Consider the following 21,169-nt stretch of genomic DNA (forward strand, 5'->3'; position numbering starts at 1 on the left):
AGGGCTAATGTAATTTACTCGGCCTTGAGTATTGATTTTAGTTTGGTTGTTGAGGTGGTTATAGTCGGCGCTGCAGTTTGAACATGTTGAGCAGGTTTTGTTTTAATGAAGCGTATCCGGTGCCCGAGTTTTTATAGGGTGAGTTAAAACTTAAATGCGTGCAATATCGTGCTCTGGTGGGGAAGATGGCCGTTAATGAGGCTCAAATTGCGTTTAGAACATCAAAAAAGCTCAGTGATTTAAAGCGTCATATTGAGTACAGACCGGATATCGACGGGCTACGTGCTATCGCTGTTCTGGCTGTTTTAATTTTTCATGCATTTCCAACAGTACTGCAGGGCGGTTTTGTTGGGGTTGATGTGTTCTTCGTTATTTCCGGCTATCTCATATCGAAGGTTATCTTTAGTACACTGAAAAAGGACTCGTTCTCCATTGCTGATTTTTACTCTCGGCGTATACGTAGAATATTCCCAGCGCTTGTGACTGTATTGGCCAGCTGTCTAATATTCGGCTGGAATACAATGTTGGCGGATGATCTCGCCCTTTTGGCAAAACATGTGTTAGGCGGTGCCGGATTTGCTTCCAATTTAGTTTTATGGGGAGAGGCAGGTTATTTTGATAAAGCGTCAGAGTTGAAGCCGCTGCTCCATCTCTGGTCATTGGGGATTGAAGAACAGTTTTATGTTGTTTGGCCGTTACTAATTTGGGCCGCATGGCGCTTACGAATTTCCTTGTTGTTGATTGTAGCTGGTATCGGACTGGCATCCTTTGCAGTGAATATCAATTGGATACATGAATATCCAACAGCTACATTTTACTCTCCGTTGTCGCGTGCCTGGGAACTGATTATAGGAGCCGGATTAGCATGTCTTACACTGAACTCTCGTTCGAGTTCTATTTCATACAACAGGTATTACACGGCCGTTACGGAGTTTTTTAGAGCAGAAAAGGCACGTTCTGCTATTTCAATCATAGGTCTTCTGTTCCTTGTTTTTGCGATGCTTCGGATTAAAGATACGCTTCCATTCCCTGGAAAGTGGGCGCTGCTTCCGACTGTCGGGACTTTCCTGTTGATAGCTGCCGGACCAGTTGCTTGGGTGAATAGGGTATTACTCTCCAGCCGGCCAATGATTGCTATTGGGTTGATCAGTTTTCCTCTTTATCTCTGGCACTGGCCATTGTTGACGTTTGCAAGAAGCGCCAATCCGGAAGGTTTGCCCTGGACTGCGCGTGTTGGAATACTGTTTGCGAGTGCCGTGCTTGCCACCTTGACGTATCTTTATATTGAAAAGCCATTTCGCTCAGGCTCAAGGACGCAACTTAAGGTTTCCGTTCTCTGCGCCTCGATGTGTGCGGCTGTGGTCGTTTCAGTAGGCATATTGAAGTCAGGAGGCTTCGCGTCCCGCTATCCAGAAATTATTCAACGCGCAACTGAGTACGATCTCGACGGTTATCGTGCAGCTTTACGCAATCGAGTTTGTTTCATGGACATTGGACAAGATGCTTCGCAATATGCTCCGGAGTGCATAGATAAAGGGGACGCGCCCCTTTGGGTGTTGTGGGGTGACTCAGGTGCCGCAGCTATTTATTCGGGGTTGCGTGGTCTTGCTGAGCGTAGCGGTCAGTTCCGGTTAGCGCAATTTACATCCTCGGCCTGTCCCCCAATGATTGGTTTCGAGGGCGGAAATCCCGCATGCAGAAGTAACAATCAATGGACGATTGAAAAAATTAGCCAACAGGTACCTGATACGGTGATATTGGCTGGTATGTGGGGGGAGTATCAAAAGGACTTGCTGGCTTCAACGATCAAACAAATACAAAGTGCAGGCGTTCGTAAGATTATAATTTTAGGACCGGCTCCCGCATGGAAGGATACACCCTCTCGCATATCCTTTAATTTATGGAGTAGTGATCCGCTACACCGGGTTCCGTCGGAGCGCTTGGACTATGCCAAGTATGGAATGGGCCATGATTTTAAAGTAGGGCAGGGGTTGGATAGCCGCACTGAAACTGCGGAGAAAGAACTTAGATTAGTAGCGAAAGAAACAGGTGCATTATATATTTCGGTTGCGGACAAAATGTGCAACGATGAAGGATGCCTTACGAGAGAGTCTGCATCCAGTGGCGCAGCGTTCTATTTGGATATCGTTCATTTTACCCCTCATGGTGCAAATTTTGCGATGAGGGCCATTGCCTCGGAATTAGGTATAACTACCCCATAAGCATTCAATAGGACGCCTATTGCATGTAGGTCGTATTGTAGAAAGTTATCGGGTCACCCGCGTGACGGGGCTTTACACGCATAGAGTGTGTTTTGCCCCTCTTTTCCCTAAAAACGCACCCCATCAACACTCCCAGGTCTATCAACTGACTGGTGCGTACCCTTCGATTATGACCATCTCACCTTACTGTGGACGGTTTAACATATATTTCAATGCGCCACAGATTGGTTTCAATGTGCGAAGTTTTTACATAGCGAGTCAGTAGTTGTAAGGCCGAGTTTGATGGGGGGCGTGTCCAAGGGTCGGTTACATTCAATACTACAGATGGTAAGTTTTTATCGAATGAGTAAAATTCAGAAATAGCACTGTCGATTTTTGGGGTTGTTCCATTTTGTTGACTAAAGTCCCACGTTGATAATGTTTGTGGCCGCATTCTAGTCAGTAAATAAATGCTGGGAAACCGACCAATAGCCGCAATCGATTCACCGGGAATTTTTGCGAGAAAGGCAGAAGTTTCGGTTATCGCTTCAGCTTTTTCCTTGGTAGTAACTAATCCCGCGAAGACTCCACGCTCAATTCGATTAGCGGATTTCGAGCTTAATAAATCGGTACTTTCTCCATATATAAACTCGAAGTTGCTCAGAAGAAAAAAAGCCGATACCACACAGACAAGAGTTGTATGGGCCTTACGATAGATTTTATCTTTTGGGAGAGCGGAGAGAAGAAGTATGCACGTACTGATGAAGCCGCCTACGGCGAAGTTGACGATGCTGTTCGTGGCAGTTAAGGAGGTGACGAGGCCGGCAAAGAGCCCCACAAGAAAATACCCAGTTAATGCGGAGTCATTGTGGGTTCTTGTAATGGATGCGGTTATGAAAAAAGCAGTACCTGTGATTGCAAGCAAGAATACATAATCATGTGATGTCGCATATAGAACAGGGCCTGTGAGCCTGGCCGTTACCAACACCCCTGTTATAAGGGACGCAGTTAGCCATCCATGAGTCCAGTGACGTATTCTCATTCCTGCAACGACACCAACTGCGATGGATCCTAAACACAAAGCGACGAAAGTGTAACTAGCGCTTAATAGTACATACGCTCTTGATACTTTTCCTCCAAGCCCAGATGAAACTTGAAGTGATGCATTCGTGAATTCGACAATCTGCATTAAGCGATTTTCGCCGTACACGGACAACAGTAAACCAAGCCCCAGAACTTGAAATAACAGACACCACAAACTGTAGCGAAGTATGGTGGGTCGTAGAGTGGGAACGGCAACAATTACAGTCAGAAAACTTGCTAGAACTACAACGAGCGTGGGATATGCGAGCGCTGATACGGCCCATGATGCTGCAGAGATTAATAATAAAGTGTGTTTCCTTGTCTCTATAAAAGTTGCGTAGCATGCGATTGCGCAAAGCATGCCTAGCATACCTATGGTGTTATAAGACGGAGCCGGGAGACTGAAAGGAATAAAACTGGTCACAGCTACTCCGCAAAGCGCAGAGATTGTGAATGTTTGGCGAGTACGAGCGAAGTAAAAAAAACAAAATCCCGAAAGCAGGCTTAGTGATAGATATAAATAACGGTTGAATAGAGCTAGACCATTTTCATCTGGGTATATTGTAAAAAATATTTTTACGAAAGGAAAAACTAAAAATTCAGCAGTTTGGTGAATTACTAGAGCGCTACTGTCATGAAAGCCGGTCTTCAACCAGCCATCTACAAAAGACAAATAGTAGGATTCGTCAGTAAGGTCTACCCCTAGTGTCATGCGAAAGCAAAGTAAAAGAGAGGTCGCTATCACGAGCGAAAGTACTGCCGTGCGGACCAACGGATCGCTACTATAGGTATTGTTATCCGAAATCAACTTTGGCATTCCTGATATGTCTCATGGTGATCAACGTTTTTAAGTATTTGCAAAATTATGCCATTTTTTTATGAGTAATTTAGCTTGTTGCGAGTGTTTGCCATAACTTTAATAGGGGTAGTTCGTAGATAGGATTGGCTGGTTGTGTTATAGCCTTCCTTTCTCCATAGAGGCCTAGGCTTCTTTAAGAAAGGGAAGCGATACCAAGCTCAAAGCCCAATAATCCGAAAGTACCATCCCTCGCCACGCTCGTTCTTCATGCAGTTAACTCTCTTTAAGATCAAGGCAGGCTGTACGATACGTTGGCCATTGTAGTGGTAGTAATAGCGAGAAAAGAGGTGCCGAGTACAATGTAGGCAGCCAAGAGGGGTATCCAATGGTTCCTTAAAAGCTTTTGAAAGTCATGCCATTGAAATTGCGTCGCGATTGCTCCAAACAGTATCAGATAGAGAGGTAAAAAAAATCGAGTTTCAATTGCCCCGGGAAGTATAGCTAACAGCGGAATGAGTAGAGGGGCGAGATATACAATTTCCACCTGGCGAGGATTTTGTCTTGTGCAGAAAATTAAAGCGCCAAAAAAAAATAGACTAAAACACAGGATTGCAGTAGTGCTTTTATTGATAGAGGGTTTTGTGATGTAAACCAATCCATCACGTACATCGATGCCGTTAACAAAATGTCTCCCATAGATACCAAGAAATTGCATCGGGTGACTCATGAGCAACGAGGCGTACCCGCTGATAGAAGGTTCACTAGTGAATACTGATTCGTTAAGCGAGCGTAAGATAATGCCGGCAGGGTCTCTGTAATATATGCTTGGCGCAGGAGTATCTTTGCCGACATAGGTTTCGTAGCGCTGTACCGTAATTCCCCAAAATAGTTGTGTTGCCATTAATGATTTTCCTTCAACAGTGGCAAACACTAAAGGGGATGCGATGTTGTGAATGCGTTTATTTATCGCCATTTGCGGAAGAGCGATTAAAAACGCACCGAATATAAATATCATCAAACCAAGCCCGCGCGCTCGCCAAGACTTTTCGTGCAGTGTGAACGGAATGGTAAATAGCAAGGCAATAAAAGCGAATAGATAGATCGTTCGAATATTGTAAGCAGCGCTAGCTGCCGCACCCGAAAAAAACAGGAGTACGAGCCAGTGCTTTCGTTCAGGATTGAGTGCGAGTTTTATTGCAATAATCAAGCATATTGCGGCTGGCATATCAGAAAGAGGATATAGAAATAGCCCTGGAAAAACTGAAACTGTTAGCAGGGCAAATACCGTGCGTCGAATCGTCGTTAGAGATCCTCCAAAGCATTGGCGGAAGAAGGATGCTACGGGACCTGTTAGAAGATAGGCATATAATAAGGAAGAGCTAAGCCGGAATATAAACTGTCCTGAATCGCTCACGGCATCAGTTAAAAAGTGAATGGGTAATAACAAGTATGCATAGACGTAACCCCTAACATTGTCAGGGAAGTTTGCGATGGCCTCAGGGGTGCTTAGGCTCCAGTACAATTTTGAATCGTAGGGGAAGTCGGTAATGCCAAAAAAATGATGTGCTGTGAATAGGGAAATGAAAACAATCAGGAATGAGTATACATTTGATCTGACACTTGGAGTTGATGTCGAGAGCATTGATTGACGCATTCGTACTGTATCCATGGTATTGCAGCCTGATTTGGTTTCTGGGTTATTTGTTTTTTGACGATGTACGGTGTTTGACTATTTCAACCCAATCCAATCTTGCGGAAAGTCCATAATATTTATCGTCGGTATCACTTGTAAAAGTGATGGTGTTGACCCCGTTTTTTAGTTGAATCTTCGATATTTCGGCTTCGAAATACTGTTCGTCTCTCCATTTAAAAGGGAGATTGATATCATTGATTTGTATTCTCATGCTATTTTTTATTGTGGGATTTGCAAATATGTCAAACTGTCCTTTTAAATGGTAGCTGTCTTCCTTGGGCTTAAATTCAAAGTTCAGGAAAGCACTTTCGCTGGTTTTCCAAGCAGCAGACGTATGATTAAGTTTGTTAACTGACCATACGCTTTCACGCCAACCGGAGCCTGCCGTGGGCAGCTCCATACTCCACCATTTACCAAACCCCCAGAAATAATGGTCGCTATTGTTTTGATCCTCGAAGTCCACTAGAGAATTGTGGTACTTGAGTTGGTCTATAAAACCACGATAAATCAAACCCGTGCGGCCTGGGTCATTACGTAAAAGGTTTGTTCGAGGTGTAGCGTTAGAATCAGCTTCATCAGGATCTACTGTGATGCTAACAACTTGGGATTTCGAGATCGCTTTGTCTTCGATCGCTGGGGTAAGGGGGACGCCAGGGCCGCTGATGGGCGTTGGGTAATGAAAAATCCACTCATTGGCAGTTTCTTCACACTTGCCTTTTCGTTCGACGCTGTCGCTCATCTGCCATTCGTTACCACGTTCATGACACACTTCAATTTTGTTGAAAGGATGCCCATAAACGTAGTTTAGGGCTGCCTGCAGGTTCCCATTTAGAAACATCCAGGTATGGTTAAGTTGATTTGTTTTATCAATGACTACCAGGGTTTTGTCTCCGATTTCTCCATCAAACTGTTCGACAATGTTTTTCAATATCATGCGTTGTCTATCGGAGATTTTAACGTAGTGATGAAATTGGTAAAGTTGGGTCGAGAATCCAATGAGCACCAAGAAAGCGATTAGCCCATTGGCTATATATTTATTCGCCTTTCTAGCTGCAATCAATATAGCAATTAGTGCCAAAACACCTCCTGGGGATGCGAAGAGAAAAGTGCGTTGGCTGATGGATTGATGGGCTGGCGATAATAGGTATGGGAAATATCCAAGCAGTACCAGGGTAAATCCACTTGCGAAGAGGAGAAGTGCAGAGCTGAGTGGTTTTTTAGCGTTGGGTTTTTTTTCTTTTTTTGTAATGAATATTGTTAAGGCTGATGCAGCGGTAATCACCGTCAATGAAAAGGTGATGTACCAGTATGTATGAAATTCGGAATTGGTTATTTTGGCTGCATCATACCAACCCCCGAGTAGTGTTCTTAGCAATCCGATCGAAAAAAGATTTGGAAGAGAGTGTAAAAGCGTGTCGAGTGAGTTGCTGCCAGATAATGCGCTTTGATAGCTGTTGATTAACGGTGCGGTATGGATTACATATGCGATGTAAGAGAGCGCGCCGGCAAGCCATATTGTATGCTTAAAAGCCTTTTTTCGAATCTGGTGGATGCTCGATCTTACCCCAGATTTGGCAAGTATAATCAGGGTAGGAAGAACAATAAAAAGCAGTGAGGATTCATACATTGCACAGGCGGCGAATAGCAGTGAGGCCGATACAATTCCTTGAATATAAGAGGCAGGGGTTGATTTTTGATGTAGTGAACCAATGAAAAGAGCAGTGCTCAGCAACAGAATACTTAATGCCCAGTTAATATGTAAGGCTCTAAAGGCGAGTTGCATCGTGTCAGCTGGGTATATAATAATAAGAATTCCTGCGATTACTCCCAACTTTGTAGATTTTGTGATGTATTTTGTTATATAGCTCATGCACACTCCTTTTATAAGAAGTGATAGTGCGAGCAGAAGGTTCCAGTATTTAAATGAGTAGGGATCCAGGTAATAAGCGACAGCTTGTGGGAAAATTGTTAGTGGTCTTAGTGCGTGCGCAGCCAAAGGGCTTGATGTATCACTGATATAGAACAGCCCATGGCTAGTGAATAATCCTAGTATCCCCCATTCTTCGATCAGTCCCGTCAGAGAAAAGCCGAAAGGTAGCCACAGTGCGAAGATTAAAATCGCTGAGGGGACGATGTGTGCCACCCAGACATTTACTTTGCCAGAAGTTGAGGCAAACGATTCGTCAGATAACGTTTGTTCTGTAATGTTTGTCATCGTGTATTGCTTGTCCGTTCCTGTTTAGGCGGATGTTGAATTGAGTATTTTTTTGCTTAGTAAATAAGTTGCAGGCAGCAGTGCAATAATAATCAAAATCGGGGCTACTTCTTTTGGTATTCCTAATCGCTCTACTAATAGGTTTAGTAGTAGTGCGCCTAGTATGTATTGAAGTAAATAAACTAACGGGTAGGCAAGTACGCCCTTCCAGGATTTTTTAACATTGAAAACAACTTGCGAATTAAATATATAGGAAAATATAATTCCGCTTATGTACGCGATGACGTAGGATTTTTGATAGCTGATAAATTGTGCCAGTAATAAATATATTCCGTAAGTCAGAAGGGTGTTTAACCCCCCTCCTGCTAAAAAATATAGCCATCGCCGAACGGTTTCCTTGGATATATTGGTGTCCACTATTTTTTTATGTCCGTGATCTTGACAAAATCAGAATAATCCCGAATATAATCCGCCGCATCATAATAGTCAGAAGTAAATACCAAGAGAACCGCATCTTCAGAATACTTATACTGAATACCCCAAATCTTGGGCGGCAGATAAATACCTTTGTTGGGTGCATCAAGCATCACTTCAGCGCGATTCTTCCCGTCATCAACCACAACAGCGCAGCTGCCTTTCACACAAATCAAAAATTGATGGCAGTTATGATGTGCGTGCTCGCCTCGGGTCTTTTGGCTTGGGACGTTGAAAACCAGGAAGTAGCGTTTCGGTATAAAGGGTATTTCTTTCTCGAACTCGCCAACCGATAGGTCGCCGCGCATGTCCGCGACGTATTTGAAGTTGTGGAAGGTCACGTCGCCTACGCCAACTCGCGTGGTGCCTTCTACGGATTTCGTGTCGGTGAGAAGCTTTGGCTTGTTGCTGGCTGTGCTGGATTGGGTGTTTTCAACATATCCGGTGATACGCGCCGGGGATCCTGTCACGATCGCGTACGGCGGTACTGATTTCGTCACGACTGCGCCTGCACCGACCATCGCACCTGTGCCGATAGTGACGCCAGGGAGGATGACTGCTCCACCGCCAATCGAGGCTTTGTCGTGAATGACGGTCGGCAAGAATGTTTCAGGGTAGATTTTCGAGCGAGGAAATTTGTCGTTGGTGAATGTTACGTTAGGTCCGACAAACACATCGTTGCCAATACGCAAACCGTCCCAGACATAGACGCCAGACTTGATAGTGGTTCTGTCGCCGATAACGACGTCATTCTCGATCAGGCAATGGGAGCAGATGTTCACGTCCTCGCCGATCACTGCTTCCGGGAAAATGACAACGTATTGCCATACACGGGTGTTTTGCCCGATGTGGGTACTTTTGACATCTGCACTTGGATGGATGGTCGGGTTAGACATGGTCAGCTTGCTCCCTGTTGTTCAGTTGGATGCTCACGACAGCCAGCGGTCGCTGTTTGGTATTTTCATAGGCTCGCCAGGCGTAGGTGCCGACGAGGCCAAGGCCTAGAAGATTCAGGGTGCCCAACAGCAACACTACGACCATGGTCGCGGCGTACCCAGGCACGGCAATCGTGCCGTGAATTCTTGCAATGATCACCAACAAGCCTATGGCCGCGGACATCAATGAGCCTATGGCGCCCATTTTGATCAGCAGGCGAATTGGGTAGTCGGTGAACGCGAAGACGCTGTCCATCATGTATTCCAGCTTCTTCTTGAATGTCCAGGCTGATTTTCCTTCCTGGCGAATCTGGCGATCATAGTCGACAAACTTTCTGCGGAAGCCGAGCCAGAAAATCAGGGCGATCAATGATGATCTGGACTCTTCCAGCTTCAGCAGTTGCTCCTTGAAGGCATTGTTGCAGCCGAAGATGTCAACGCCACCCTTGGGCATGTCATGGACAACCAGTTTCCTGTAGAGGCCCCAGAACATAGTAGAAGCCAATCGGCTGAAGAGGGGGTCCTTGCGAGCGTTGCGTGTCCCGATGGCGACATCGCATTCATCATTGGCCAGTGAGCGGAAGAAGCTGATCAGCAGTTCCGGAGGCTCCTGCAAGTCAGCTGCCATGACCCCGAAGTAATCGCCATTTGCGGCCATCAATCCCGTTCGAATCGCCGGGAATGAGCCAAAGTTTCTCGAGTGAGCGATCAACTGGGCGGCGAACGGCAGGTTTGCCAGTTCTTTCTTGATCAACGCAAAAGATGCATCGGGGCTCCCGTCAACGACAAACACTGCTTCCACTTCATTATTCAAACTCTCGTTGATTCCACTGATGGCTTGAATCAAACGAGGGATGGATTCAGCGTTTTTATAAACGGGGACGATGATCGAGTACTTCATGCAGCCCATCCATTCACGGCCTGGATCACTGCGCTGACCTGGTCTTCAGACATCTCCGGATAGCAGGGCAGAGTCAGTATTTCTTTTGCCAGGTGTTCGGTGTTTGCCAGGTGAATGTCGGCGTAGGTGTTGCCGAAGACAGGTTGCTTGTAGTCAGGAATCGGGTAGTGAACTTCGGACGCGATTTGTTGTGCACGCAGGTGCTGTTGCAGAGAGTCACGTTTGACGCTCTTGAGCACATAAAGGTGAGCAACCCAGGCATCGCTATTGCCTTGTGGATGTTCGATGTCGGGTTGATTGATCTCGTTGCGGTAGCGCTCAGCGATCTGATGGCGACGCGCGTTGCCCTCATCAAGGTGGGGTAGGAACTCAGAGAGGATAGCGGCCTGCATTTCATCCAGGCGACTGTTTCTGGCGCCGTCCAGCTCTACGCAATATTTCGAAGACCAGCCGTACTGACGCAGCTGTGCCACTTGCTGTGCAATGGCAGCGGAGTTGGTGACGACAGCACCACCGTCACCCAGCGCGCCGAGGTTTTTTGTCGGGTAGAAGCTGAAGCTGGCAGCATCACCAAAGGTCCCCACTCGTTTCCCATGCATCCGCGCCCCGTGAGCCTGCGCGCAGTCCTCCAGCAAAGGGATGCCGTTGTCAGCGCAGAAATGGGCAATTTCCTGGATTTCAGGGATCGCTAAACCATAAAGGTGGGTGACGACGACGACTTTGGCGCCAGCCTCAACGACACGTTTGACTTCTGCAAGCGTCACCACTTGAGTAACAGGGTCGATATCCATGAAAGCAGGAGTTGCGCCGATGGCCAGCACCGAGGTGGTGGTATACATGCCGGCGTTGGCGATGGTTGCAACAAGATCGCCTTTTTTGACACCCAGTGCTTTCAAGGCCAATTCGATTGCGTCGGTTCCATTGGCAACGGTGATGCAGTGTTCAGCACCCAGGTATTGGGCAAAAGAGGCTTCAAAGCGCTTTACTTCAGGGCCCAGGACGACCCACCCGCTGGAGACCACGCGCTGAATGGATGCGTCGATCTGATCCCGGAATTTTGCAATTTTTGCGCTGAGATTATTGATTTGCTGCATCGACATGCTCCCTACGAGGCCTGGCTCACTGGATTGTGCTGTGTTGCATTGAACCAGGGGCGCGATACGTCCAGTCTTCGCGAGGTGCCCCGATTCTGCAGTTGAGCTTTGTGGTCAAAATTGGAGGGATTCTATCCCGCTCTGCCATCTGCTCCAACTGGCCGAGGCTAAATCGTTTCGAGGTGTGAATCAAAGAGGGCTGCGTAGCTTTGACCAGGAGGGGGAGGAGCAAAAAACGACGTCAATAGACCACCCATCGTGATAGATTATTCCATTGCTATCTATTGTCGATCGGTTGAGATGTCAAAAAAAATACTTGTCACCGGCGCCGGAGGCTTTCTCGGAAATGCGCTGGTGTTGCATCTCTCCAAGATTCCAGGCGCTTCGATTGTTACTCCGCTCAGAAAAGACAATAGCAACCTGCCCGACTCCGTTAAAAAGACCCGTATAACAAACATTGATGGGACAACTGACTGGGCCGAGTCTCTTGCCGGTGTCGATGTGATCGTGCATTCCGCCGGTCGCGTACACATCATGCACGAGGATTCGGTGCAATCACTGCAAAAATTCAGATCGGTCAATGTTGAGGGGACACTTAACCTTGCACGGCAAGCCATTGACGCAGGGGTTGAACGATTTATCTTTATCAGTTCGATCAAGGTCAATGGCGAAAGTACTTTAGAAGGCGCGGCTTTCTCGGCGGAAGACCCTCCACGCCCTGTTGATCCCTATGGCATTTCCAAGTACGAAGCTGAACAGAAACTTCTGGAACTTTCCCGCGCCGGGCTCATTGATGTCGTTATCATCCGGCCTGTACTTATTTACGGTGCTGGAGTCGCTGCGAATTTTCAGCAGATGATGCGATGGTTGGTGAAGGGCATTCCCTTGCCTTTTGGCGCGGTGAAGAATTTTCGCAGTCTTGTCTCCCTGGAAAACATCATTGATCTGATCAGTGTGTGTATTGAACACCCTCGTGCCTCTAACCAGATTTTTTTGGTGAGTGATGGCGAGGATGTTTCAACGACACAGCTGATGCGTCGCCTTCTCGTTTTTCTGGGGGCGAGAACCTGGCTCGTCCCGGTTCCTGCCGGATTGCTGGTTTTCCTGGCGGGGTTGCTTGGACGCGGCGCCGTGGCCCAGCGGCTGTTCGGGTCATTGCAGGTCGATATCACAAAAAACCGGGAGTTACTGGGCTGGCGTCCGCCCAATAGCCTAGACGATGGACTGAAACGGACCGCGCAGCATTTTCTGGAGTTTCACAAGCGATGAGTTACGCGTGGATCATTCCCGTGGTTATTGGTGTTTCGTATTTGCTCACCGCTTCGCTGCGTAAATATGCAATTTCGCGAAGTCTGATGGATGTTCCTAATGCCCGCAGCTCCCACGTGGTTGCAACGCCTCGGGGCGGTGGCGTCGCCATAGTCGTGGCTTTTATCCTCTCGATGGTATTTCTTAGCGCCACCGGGTCGATGTCTGTTACGGCTTTTTTGGCCATTGCCGGCGCTGGAGCGGTGATCGCCTTGATCGGCTTCATGGACGACCACGGCCATATCGCCGCACGTTGGCGTTTGCTGGGCCACTTTTGCGCAGCAATCTGGTTGCTGGTGTGGTTGGGGGGATTCCCTCCTGTCAGTTTGCTTGGATTGGACATCAATCTAAGCTGGGCCGGCCACCTGCTCGCTGCTGTTTACCTGGTATGGCTGCTCAATCTCTACAACTTCATGGACGGGATCGACGGCATCGCCAGCGTGGAAGCCATTTGTGCCTGCCTGGGCGCCTGTCTGCTCTACTGGATATCCGGACTGGAGAATCTGATCTGGGCGCCGTTGTTGCTTGCCGCCGCAGTGTCGGGGTTTCTGTACTGGAATTTTCCGCCCGCACGAATTTTCATGGGGGATGCAGGCAGTGGTTTCCTAGGCATCGTCCTGGGTGGACTGTCCATCCAGGCCGCCTGGGCAAGCGCACCGATGTTCTGGGCCTGGTTGATCCTGTTGGGCGTATTCATAGTCGATGCCACGTTTACGCTGCTACGTCGTTTGTTGCGGGGGGACAAGGTCTACGAAGCGCATCGCAGCCATGCTTATCAATTCGCTTCGCGACGCTTTGGCAAACATTTGCCGGTGACGCTGGCTGTCGGAGCAATAAATCTGTTCTGGTTGCTGCCGATAGCCCTGGGTGTGACCCATTTCGGGTTGGACGGGGTTCTCGGATTGATTCTGGCTTACGTACCGCTGATCATCCTCGCGATAAAGTTTCGTGCTGGTGATCTGGAAGTTTCGACGATAAAGAACTAAGCAGTAACTAGCGTGTCATTTAGGTTTAGAGTGATCGCCGGGCGCCCTTGATAGATTGTCACAATGAAGGGCTGCTGAAACAGGGTGGCTGAGGTGTTTGAAGAGTTTATGGATAAAATCCGAGGGTACCTGGTAGGACTGCCACGACGCCGGAAAAGGTTGATTCAAGTGGCGACTGACGTCGTGCTCGTTTGGGTTGCCTTGTGGTTGGCGTTTATCGTGCGATTGGGGCTGGACGAAATGTACAACCCCTTGAAAGTGCATTTCTGGCTGTTTGTCTGTGCTCCGGTCATCGCCATACCTCTTTTCATTCGATTCGGCATGTACCGGGCGGTGATGCGTTACTTCGGTAATGATGCGCTTGTCGCCATTATCAAGGCGGTCAGCCTCTCTTCATTGACCCTGGCGCTGGCTGTTTACTGGTACAGCAATCACGAAGCCGTCGTACCACGCTCCATCGTTTTCAATTACTGGTGGCTCAGCCTGGTCATCATTGGTGGTTTGCGCCTGTGCATGCGCCACTATTTCATGGGCGACTGGTTTGCCGGTGGTCAGCACATGCCGTTCATCAACCGCGATGACGGTCTGACAAAAGTGGCGATTTACGGTGCCGGAGTTGCGGGTAACCAGCTGGTTGCGGCGCTTCGCATGGGCCGTGTCATGCGCCCGGTGGCCTTTATCGACGATGATTCCAGCATCGCCGATCGTGCAATCGCCGGCCTGCAGGTCTACAAGCCCAAACATATCCAACAGATGATCGATGAGACGGGTGCCAAGGAAATCCTCCTGGCCCTGCCGTCTTCGACACGAGCGCGACGCCGGGAAATTCTGTCCTTGCTGGAGCGTTTTCCGCTGCACATTCGTAGCGTTCCCAACTTCACCGATCTGGCCAGCGGTCGAGTCAAGGTTGAAGACATTCAGGAAGTGGATATCGCTGACCTGCTGGGACGTGATTCGGTACCCGCACAACCTGAGCTGCTTGAGCGTTGCGTCAAAGGCAAGGTTGTCATGGTAACGGGGGCGGGTGGGTCGATCGGATCGGAGCTTTGTCGGCAGATATTCGCGCTCGCACCCGCTGCATTGATTCTGTTCGACCATAGCGAGTTCAATCTATACAGCATCTTGTCGGAACTGGAACAGCGTGGGAGTCGGGAGTCTACTTCTGTTCAGTTGCTTCCAATCCTTGGCTCGATCCGTCACTCGCATAAGTTGCTGGATGTGATGAAAACCTGGGGTGTGGATACGGTCTACCACGCTGCGGCCTATAAACACGTGCCCATGGTTGAGCACAACATCGCCGAGGGCGTGCTGAACAATGTCATTGGCACGCTTAACACGGCCCAGGCGGCATTGCAGGCCGGGGTTGCCAATTTCGTATTGATTTCGACCGATAAAGCTGTGCGTCCCACTAATGTAATGGGCAGTACGAAGCGGCTTGCGGAACTGAGCCTGCAGGCCTTGAGTCGCGAGATAGCACCGGTCTTGTTTGGTGACAAAGCCAATGTGTCGAGAGTCAACAAGACACGGTTTACCATGGTGCGCTTTGGCAATGTCCTTGGATCTTCTGGGTCTGTGATACCGCTGTTTCACAAGCAGATAAAAGCGGGCGGCCCGCTAACGGTCACCCATCCAAAGATTACCCGCTATTTCATGACCATCCCCGAAGCTGCGCAATTGGTGATTCAGGCGGGCTCAATGGGGCAGGGCGGTGACGTGTTTGTGCTCGATATGGGCGAGCCGGTGAAGATTGTCGAATTGGCTGAAAAAATGATTCACCTGTCCGGTTTGAGTGTTCGTTCGGAAAAGAACCTGCAGGGCGACATTTCCATCGAGTTCACAGGTTTGCGTCCTGGCGAAAAGTTGTACGAAGAACTGTTGATTGGCGATAACGTGGCGGCCACTGATCACCCGATGATCATGAGCGCCAACGAAGACCACCTGCCCTGGGATGTCTTGAAGAGCCGTCTCAGCGAACTGCTTGCAGCAGTCGAGCATGACGACTACTCCCGCGTCCGCCAACTCCTGCGCGAAACCGTCAGTGGCTACGCCCCCGACGGCGAAATCGTCGACTGGATCTACCAGCAACGCCGTCTCGAGCCCTGATTGCTTCATATCCTGCAATAGACACATTTTTGACAGGCTCCATACATCGCCTAGGTTTGGGAAGCAGCTTCGGAAAAGCTGCTTTCTCAATGGATGTCATGGAGCGTCATTTATGCGTACTGGCTTATTCAACTCTCTGATTTTTGCCCTGCTCACCAGCATTTCCACAACGGCTTTCGCGGCGCCTGCGGTGAAAGCCGAGGCAGTCAACGCCGCTGCGACAGTAGAGACCTCAGAGTCCGGAAAGGTAGCCCTCAACAGCGCTGATGCAGTCACCCTGCAAAGGGATTTGTCTGGCGTTGGTGAGGCCAAGGCCAAGGCGATTGTTGCGTATCGTGAAACCAATGGCCCCTTCGCATCTGTCGATGAGTTGTTGGAGGTCAAGGGGATCGGTAAAGCCATTCTGGATAAAAATCGCGAGATACTTGAGGTGAACTAAGCTTGTAAATCTGCCCCGAGGCCGGTCATTGACCGGCCTTTTTGCATTTTGGCCTGCGAGAAATCATCAGCGTGGCCGAACTCAAACATGGAACGTGGGCCTTTGGTCAGCAGAAAATAAATTACCACTATCATATTAGATTAAAATTATGCCTATAATAAATTCGTCGCTCGGCGTCGCTTGGTGAATCAACGGCGCGGGTTTCCCTTTCATGTTTCAGGAGCATCGCCATGAATTCTGTGCAATCCAAAGGTACGGCCCTCGTCACCGGAGCTTCGTCCGGTATCGGCGCAATTTACGCTGAGCGCCTGGCTGAGCGTGGTTTTGACCTGTTGTTGGTTGCCCGCGATCTGGTCCGGTTGGAGACAGCCGCCAGCAAGCTACGCGCCGAACATGGTGTGCAGGTGGAAGTACTCAAGGCAGATCTGACCCAGAAGCAGGACGTACTCAAGATCGAGCAACGGTTGCGCAGTGATGCGAGCATCAGTTTGCTGCTCAACAACGCGGGTGTTGCGGCCGAAGGGCAGTTGGCCAAGGCCGATACCGAGCAATTGGAGCGAATGATCCAGTTGAACATCACCGCGGTCACGCGATTGGCATCCGCCGCCGCTGACAATTTTGCCAAGGCTGGCCGCGGCACGATTATCAACATTGCGTCCGTGGTGGCGCTGTTTCCAGAGCGTTTCAACGCGACCTACAGCGCCAGCAAGGCGTATGTGTTGAGTCTGACCCAGTCGTTGAATGCGGAACTGCAAGGCAGCGGTGTGCAGGTTCAGGCCGTGTTGCCTGGCGTGACCCGTACTGAAATCTGGGAGCGTTCAGGTATCGATGCTTCGCAAATTCCGGCGGAGATGGTCATGGAGGCTGGGGAAATGGTCGATGCAGCGTTGTCGGGCCTGGACCAGGGTGAGCTGGTCACCATTCCTTCTCTTCCAGACGCCGGTGAATGGAAAGCCTTTGTTGCTGCGCGACATGTCATGGCGCCTAATCTTTCCAGAAGCACGGCTGCCGCACGGTACAAGTGAGGCATCAATTTCACGGCTTGAGGGATGTGCGGTATGAGTGAACGTCGAATTGTAGTCACGGGCATGGGCCTGGTGTCGCCTTTGGGCACGGGGGTCGAGGCCGTCTGGAAGCGTCTGCTGGCCGGTCGTTCAGGACTGCGTCATTTGCCGGAAGCGGTGGTTGCCGATTTACCGGCCAAGGTCGGCGGCAATGTGCAGACGCTGGTGGAGGATCCTGAAGCGGGTTTCGATCCTGACCGGGCCACGCCGCCCAAAGAGCAGAAAAAGATGGACCGCTTCATCATCTTTGCGATGGAGGCGGCTCGACAGGCGCTGGAGCAGGCGGGCTGGCAGGCGCAGGATGCCAAGGCTCAAGAGCGGACAGCGACCATCATCGGTTCCGGGGTCGGCGGCTTCGGCGCGATTGCCGATGCGGTTCGCACCACGGACAGTCGAGGCCCGCGACGTTTGTCGCCATTCACCATCCCTTCATTTCTGGTCAATCTTGCCGCCGGGCACGTATCCATCCAGCACGGTTTCAAGGGACCGTTGGGTGCACCGGTTACCGCTTGCGCAGCCGGTGTCCAGGCCATTGGTGATGCCGCGCGGCTGATTCGCTGCGGCGAGGCAGACATCGCGGTGTGTGGCGGTGCGGAAGCGGCAATCGATCGCGTCAGCCTCGCCGGGTTTGCCGCTGCTCGCGCCTTGTCCAGCGGTTTCAACGACATGCCGGAGCGTGCTTCACGTCCGTTCGACCGGGATCGGGACGGCTTTGTCATGGGCGAGGGCGCGGGATTGCTGGTCATCGAATCCCTGGAGCATGCGTTGGCGCGGGGCGCGCAGCCGTTGGCAGAACTGGTCGGCTATGGCACCAGTGCCGATGCTTATCACCTGACCGCAGGCCCGGAGGATGGCAGCGGTGCGCAACGGGCGATGTCGTTGGCGTTGGCCCAGGCAGGCATCACCCCGGATCAGGTCCAGCACTTGAACGCTCATGCCACCTCGACACCCGTGGGGGATCTTGGCGAGCTGGCGGCCATCAAGGCAGTGTTCGGTACCCGCAACGCAATTGCGGTGACATCTACCAAGTCGGCGACCGGGCATTTGTTGGGCGCAGCTGGCGGGATCGAGGCCATCTTCACGTTGTTGGCGATTCGCGATCAGGTCGTGCCTGCCACGCTCAACCTGGAAAATCCGGACCCGGCGGCCGAAGGCGTGGACATCGTTCACGGCCAGGCGCGACCAATGGCAATCGAGTATGCGCTATCCAACGGTTTCGGCTTTGGCGGCGTGAATGCCAGCGTGCTGTTCAAACGCTGGCAGGATTAGTCTTCTGGCTGTTTGAGATGATCGCGTACGACGTCGAGTATCCGTTGCGAAAAGTCGGCGTCTGCAACACTGCGCGACAGCAACAGGGCGCCGACCAGCGTCGACATGATGACGATGCTCCGGTCGGCGGCGTTTTCATCTTCAAGGGTTTGCTCGATCTGGTCGAGGCGAGCCTTGAGTACGGTATCGGTGGTCGGGCTTGCCTGACCACGCAATCCTAATTCCGACGAAATGGTCAGCAGGGGGCAACCTTCGTGAGGGGAGGTCAGATGCCACTCGGAAAGATAGGTGTCGATGAACGCGTGGAGAGGGTGCTCTTCGGAGAAAAGCTGCGCACACAACCCGTCAACCTGATGACCCGCCTCTTGCAGGGCTTTCTCGACCAGTTCGTCCTTGGACTTGAAGTGGGAGTAAAAACCGCCATGGGTCAGGCCCAGTGCTTTCATCAGCGGTTGCAAGCCGGTCGCACCGATACCGTCACGTCGGAATCGGGCCGATGCTTCCTTGATGATGCGTTGGTGGGTCTGGGCTTTATGGTCCTGCGAGTAACGCATCTGATCTCTCCACATCGATGCGCCATATTAACCAAATGAAATTGAATGGTGACTGTACTTCTACTTCTAAAAAACACGCTAATTCTGCGAATTCGCTACAAAGATTCAGCTTTAACGCAGCCTGTTTAAACAAAACCCGCCAATGACGGCGGGTTTTTCGTTCAGCGGTCCTGTGCTTCCTTGGCGTCCATTTCCGCATTGCGTTCATCCACGCGTTTGCGTTGCTCCTCGGTCAGTTCGACCTTGTTGGCGGTGTCGCGCAGCATCATCAAACCACCCACGATCGAGCCAATGGCAACGATCAGAATCAACCAGGCATACCAGGGCATAGGGGCTCTCCTTGAAAGCAGGCGGGTTGACGGGGTCGTCAACCAATCGTGCATATCACTTTGAGTGATGGGGCTTGGCCGCAGTTCCATCGCTATCGGCCCATTCTATGCCTGTTCAGGCCTGATCACCTGCCTGTCTTCAAAGTCCGGTCAACATGGCATCTGCGGGAGCGTTGGCACGCAGTTGCCCGGTCAGCATGAAGTACACGAAACCTGCCAGCATGAACCCGAGAAAAATCAGCCCGATCAGCGCGTTGAACCAGGCCATCGCGACCAGGCAGACCACTGCCAGCAACAGTGCGATGAACGGGATTAGCGGGTAGCACGGCGCGCGGAAGGTGCGTTCCAGGTTCGGTTCGCTTTTACGCAGTTTGAACAGGCTGAGCATGCTCATGATGTACATGACGATAGCGCCGAATACCGCCATGGTGATCATGGCTGCGGTCAGCGTCATGCCACCCAGATTGATCAAGCTATCGCTGTAGATGGCCGCGATGCCGATCACGCCACCGGCGATGATCGCCCGGTGCGGAGTTTGAAATCGCGAGAGCCTGGCCAGGGACGCTGGCAAATACCCGGCCCGGGCGAGGGCGAAGAACTGTCGCGAGTAGCCGAGAATGATCCCGTGGAAGCTTGCCACCAGACCGAACAGGCCAATCCAGACGAGCATGTGCAGCCAGCCGGAGCTTTCCCCCACCACGGTTTTCATCGCTTGTGGCAACGGATCATTGATGTTCGCCAACGTACGCCAATCGCCGACACCACCGGCAAAGAACATCACGCCCATGGCCAGTAGTACCAGAGTCAGAATGCCACTGATATAGGCCTTGGGGATTGTGCGTTTCGGGTCCTTGGCTTCCTCGGCTGCCATGGCGGCGCCCTCGATAGCCAGGAAGAACCAGATGGCAAAGGGAATCGCCGCGAACATGCCGGCGATGGCCGGTGCGCCGAACACATCGGAACCGGCCCAGCCATTGAGTGCAAAGTTGCTGAAGCTGAACGCCGGCGCCACCACCCCCATGAATACCAGCAATTCAGCGACCGCCAGTACGCAGACCACCAGTTCGAAGGTAGCAGCCAGTTTCACCCCGAGGATGTTCAGCCCCATGAACACAAGGTAGGCACCCACCGCTGCGTGTTTCGGGTCCAGGGCGGGAAACTGCACGTTCAGATAGGCACCAATGGCCAGGGCAATGGCTGGCGGAGCGAAGACGAACTCGATCAGTGTTGCCAGCCCGGCAATCAAACCACCTTTCTCACCAAATGCGCGCCGACTGTAGGCGAATGGCCCGCCGGCATGCGGAATGGCGGTGGTCAGTTCGGTGAAGCTGAAGATGAAGCAGGTGTACATGGTCGCGACCATGAACGAAGTCACCAGAAAACCCAGGGTACCGGCCACACCCCAGCCGTAGCTCCAGCCGAAATATTCACCGGAAATCACCAGCCCGACCGCAATGCCCCACAGGTGCAAGGTACCTAGCGTGGGTTTGAGTTGTGTATTCATGCGTTTGCTCCCTGAACGGTTTGGAAAGCTCGGGGAGGGCGTGTGCAGTGGGCGTGCCAGTGTTGCGACTGAGGTCGTAAAGTGGGAAAAGGCGTCGTATCGGGGATATTTGACGCTTGATGTGCGTATTTTGCTGCATCAGTTGGAGGCGTTGGTGTCTGTTCTGCCGCTATCGCGAGCAAGCTCGCTCCCACAATGGACTGCACTCGACTTGCCGT

Annotated in this window: 17 protein-coding genes; 7 read left to right on the top strand and 10 right to left on the bottom strand. The window is 50.9% G+C overall.

Going from position 1 to position 21,169, the window contains the following annotated elements; translation table 11 throughout:
* Nucleotides 1-185 precede the first annotated feature (185 nt).
* A complete protein-coding gene (locus tag EIY72_RS13510) occupies nucleotides 186-2,222 on the top strand; it encodes an acyltransferase family protein (protein ID WP_093216387.1) in 2,037 nt (678 codons plus the stop codon).
* A 178-nt stretch (nucleotides 2,223-2,400) separates the two neighbouring features.
* Here the strand turns inward: EIY72_RS13510 and EIY72_RS13515 are convergent, their stop codons facing one another.
* The 7 genes from EIY72_RS13515 to EIY72_RS13545 all read right to left on the bottom strand — a co-directional run bounded on the left by EIY72_RS13515 (nucleotide 2,401) and on the right by EIY72_RS13545 (nucleotide 11,395).
* Nucleotides 2,401-4,101 (bottom strand): hypothetical protein, encoded by a 1,701-nt coding sequence (locus tag EIY72_RS13515; RefSeq protein WP_132680141.1) that lies wholly within the window; start codon nucleotides 4,099-4,101, stop codon nucleotides 2,401-2,403.
* A gap of 271 nt (nucleotides 4,102-4,372) precedes the next feature.
* A complete protein-coding gene (locus EIY72_RS29925; protein WP_170290046.1) occupies nucleotides 4,373-5,752 on the bottom strand; it encodes a hypothetical protein in 1,380 nt (459 codons plus the stop codon).
* Nucleotides 5,753-5,780: 28 nt separating this feature from the next.
* A complete protein-coding gene (locus tag EIY72_RS13525) occupies nucleotides 5,781-7,991 on the bottom strand; it encodes a glucosyltransferase domain-containing protein (RefSeq protein ID WP_093216397.1) in 2,211 nt (736 codons plus the stop codon).
* A gap of 24 nt (nucleotides 7,992-8,015) precedes the next feature.
* Nucleotides 8,016-8,408 carry a GtrA family protein gene (locus EIY72_RS13530; RefSeq protein ID WP_231985526.1) on the bottom strand — a complete coding sequence of 131 codons (393 nt, stop codon included), beginning with the start codon at nucleotides 8,406-8,408 and terminating at the stop codon, nucleotides 8,016-8,018.
* Nucleotides 8,408-9,361, bottom strand: a complete 954-nt coding sequence (locus EIY72_RS30210) for a WxcM-like domain-containing protein (protein WP_093216402.1) — start codon at nucleotides 9,359-9,361, stop codon at nucleotides 8,408-8,410. The genes EIY72_RS13530 and EIY72_RS30210 overlap by 1 nt, the downstream gene beginning before the upstream one ends.
* Complete coding sequence (locus EIY72_RS13540) at nucleotides 9,354-10,301, bottom strand: glycosyltransferase family 2 protein (protein WP_093216407.1); 948 nt, start codon at nucleotides 10,299-10,301, stop codon at nucleotides 9,354-9,356. The genes EIY72_RS30210 and EIY72_RS13540 overlap by 8 nt, the downstream gene beginning before the upstream one ends.
* Nucleotides 10,298-11,395: a DegT/DnrJ/EryC1/StrS family aminotransferase gene (locus EIY72_RS13545; protein WP_093216412.1), complete on the bottom strand. Its 1,098-nt coding sequence runs from the start codon at nucleotides 11,393-11,395 to the stop codon at nucleotides 10,298-10,300. Before EIY72_RS13545 ends, EIY72_RS13540 begins: the two co-directional genes overlap by 4 nt.
* Nucleotides 11,396-11,653: 258 nt before the next feature.
* Between EIY72_RS13545 and EIY72_RS13550 the strand changes: the two genes are divergently transcribed.
* From EIY72_RS13550 to fabF, 6 genes are all read left to right on the top strand, one after another.
* Nucleotides 11,654-12,664: a UDP-glucose 4-epimerase family protein gene (locus EIY72_RS13550; RefSeq protein ID WP_093216417.1), complete on the top strand. Its 1,011-nt coding sequence runs from the start codon at nucleotides 11,654-11,656 to the stop codon at nucleotides 12,662-12,664.
* Nucleotides 12,661-13,689: an MraY family glycosyltransferase gene (locus EIY72_RS13555; RefSeq protein ID WP_093216421.1), complete on the top strand. Its 1,029-nt coding sequence runs from the start codon at nucleotides 12,661-12,663 to the stop codon at nucleotides 13,687-13,689. Before EIY72_RS13550 ends, EIY72_RS13555 begins: the two co-directional genes overlap by 4 nt.
* A 108-nt stretch (nucleotides 13,690-13,797) precedes the next feature.
* Nucleotides 13,798-15,792, top strand: coding sequence for a polysaccharide biosynthesis protein (locus EIY72_RS13560; RefSeq protein WP_093216425.1), 1,995 nt, complete (start codon nucleotides 13,798-13,800; stop codon nucleotides 15,790-15,792).
* Between the two features lie 112 nt (nucleotides 15,793-15,904).
* On the top strand, nucleotides 15,905-16,231 hold the full coding sequence (locus EIY72_RS13565; RefSeq protein ID WP_093216429.1) for a ComEA family DNA-binding protein: 327 nt from the start codon (nucleotides 15,905-15,907) through the stop codon (nucleotides 16,229-16,231).
* Between the two features lie 230 nt (nucleotides 16,232-16,461).
* Nucleotides 16,462-17,256, top strand: coding sequence for an SDR family NAD(P)-dependent oxidoreductase (locus tag EIY72_RS13570; protein WP_093216433.1), 795 nt, complete (start codon nucleotides 16,462-16,464; stop codon nucleotides 17,254-17,256).
* A gap of 33 nt (nucleotides 17,257-17,289) precedes the next feature.
* Complete coding sequence (fabF, locus tag EIY72_RS13575) at nucleotides 17,290-18,564, top strand: beta-ketoacyl-ACP synthase II (protein ID WP_093216438.1); 1,275 nt, start codon at nucleotides 17,290-17,292, stop codon at nucleotides 18,562-18,564.
* On the opposite strand, the gene EIY72_RS13580 is transcribed toward fabF, so the two are convergent.
* From EIY72_RS13580 to eat, 3 genes are all read right to left on the bottom strand, one after another.
* Entirely contained in the window at nucleotides 18,561-19,118 is a 558-nt protein-coding gene (locus EIY72_RS13580) for a TetR/AcrR family transcriptional regulator (protein ID WP_093216442.1), read from the bottom strand. The genes fabF and EIY72_RS13580 overlap by 4 nt on opposite strands.
* A 161-nt stretch (nucleotides 19,119-19,279) precedes the next feature.
* Entirely contained in the window at nucleotides 19,280-19,447 is a 168-nt protein-coding gene (locus EIY72_RS13585; RefSeq protein WP_093216447.1) for a DUF2897 family protein, read from the bottom strand.
* 139 nt (nucleotides 19,448-19,586) lie between these two features.
* Entirely contained in the window at nucleotides 19,587-20,951 is a 1,365-nt protein-coding gene (gene eat / locus EIY72_RS13590) for an ethanolamine permease (RefSeq protein ID WP_093216451.1), read from the bottom strand.
* Between the last annotated feature and the right edge of the window lie 218 nt (nucleotides 20,952-21,169).

This window comes from Pseudomonas vancouverensis, from assembly GCF_004348895.1.
GTDB classification, from domain to species: domain Bacteria; phylum Pseudomonadota; class Gammaproteobacteria; order Pseudomonadales; family Pseudomonadaceae; genus Aquipseudomonas; species Aquipseudomonas vancouverensis.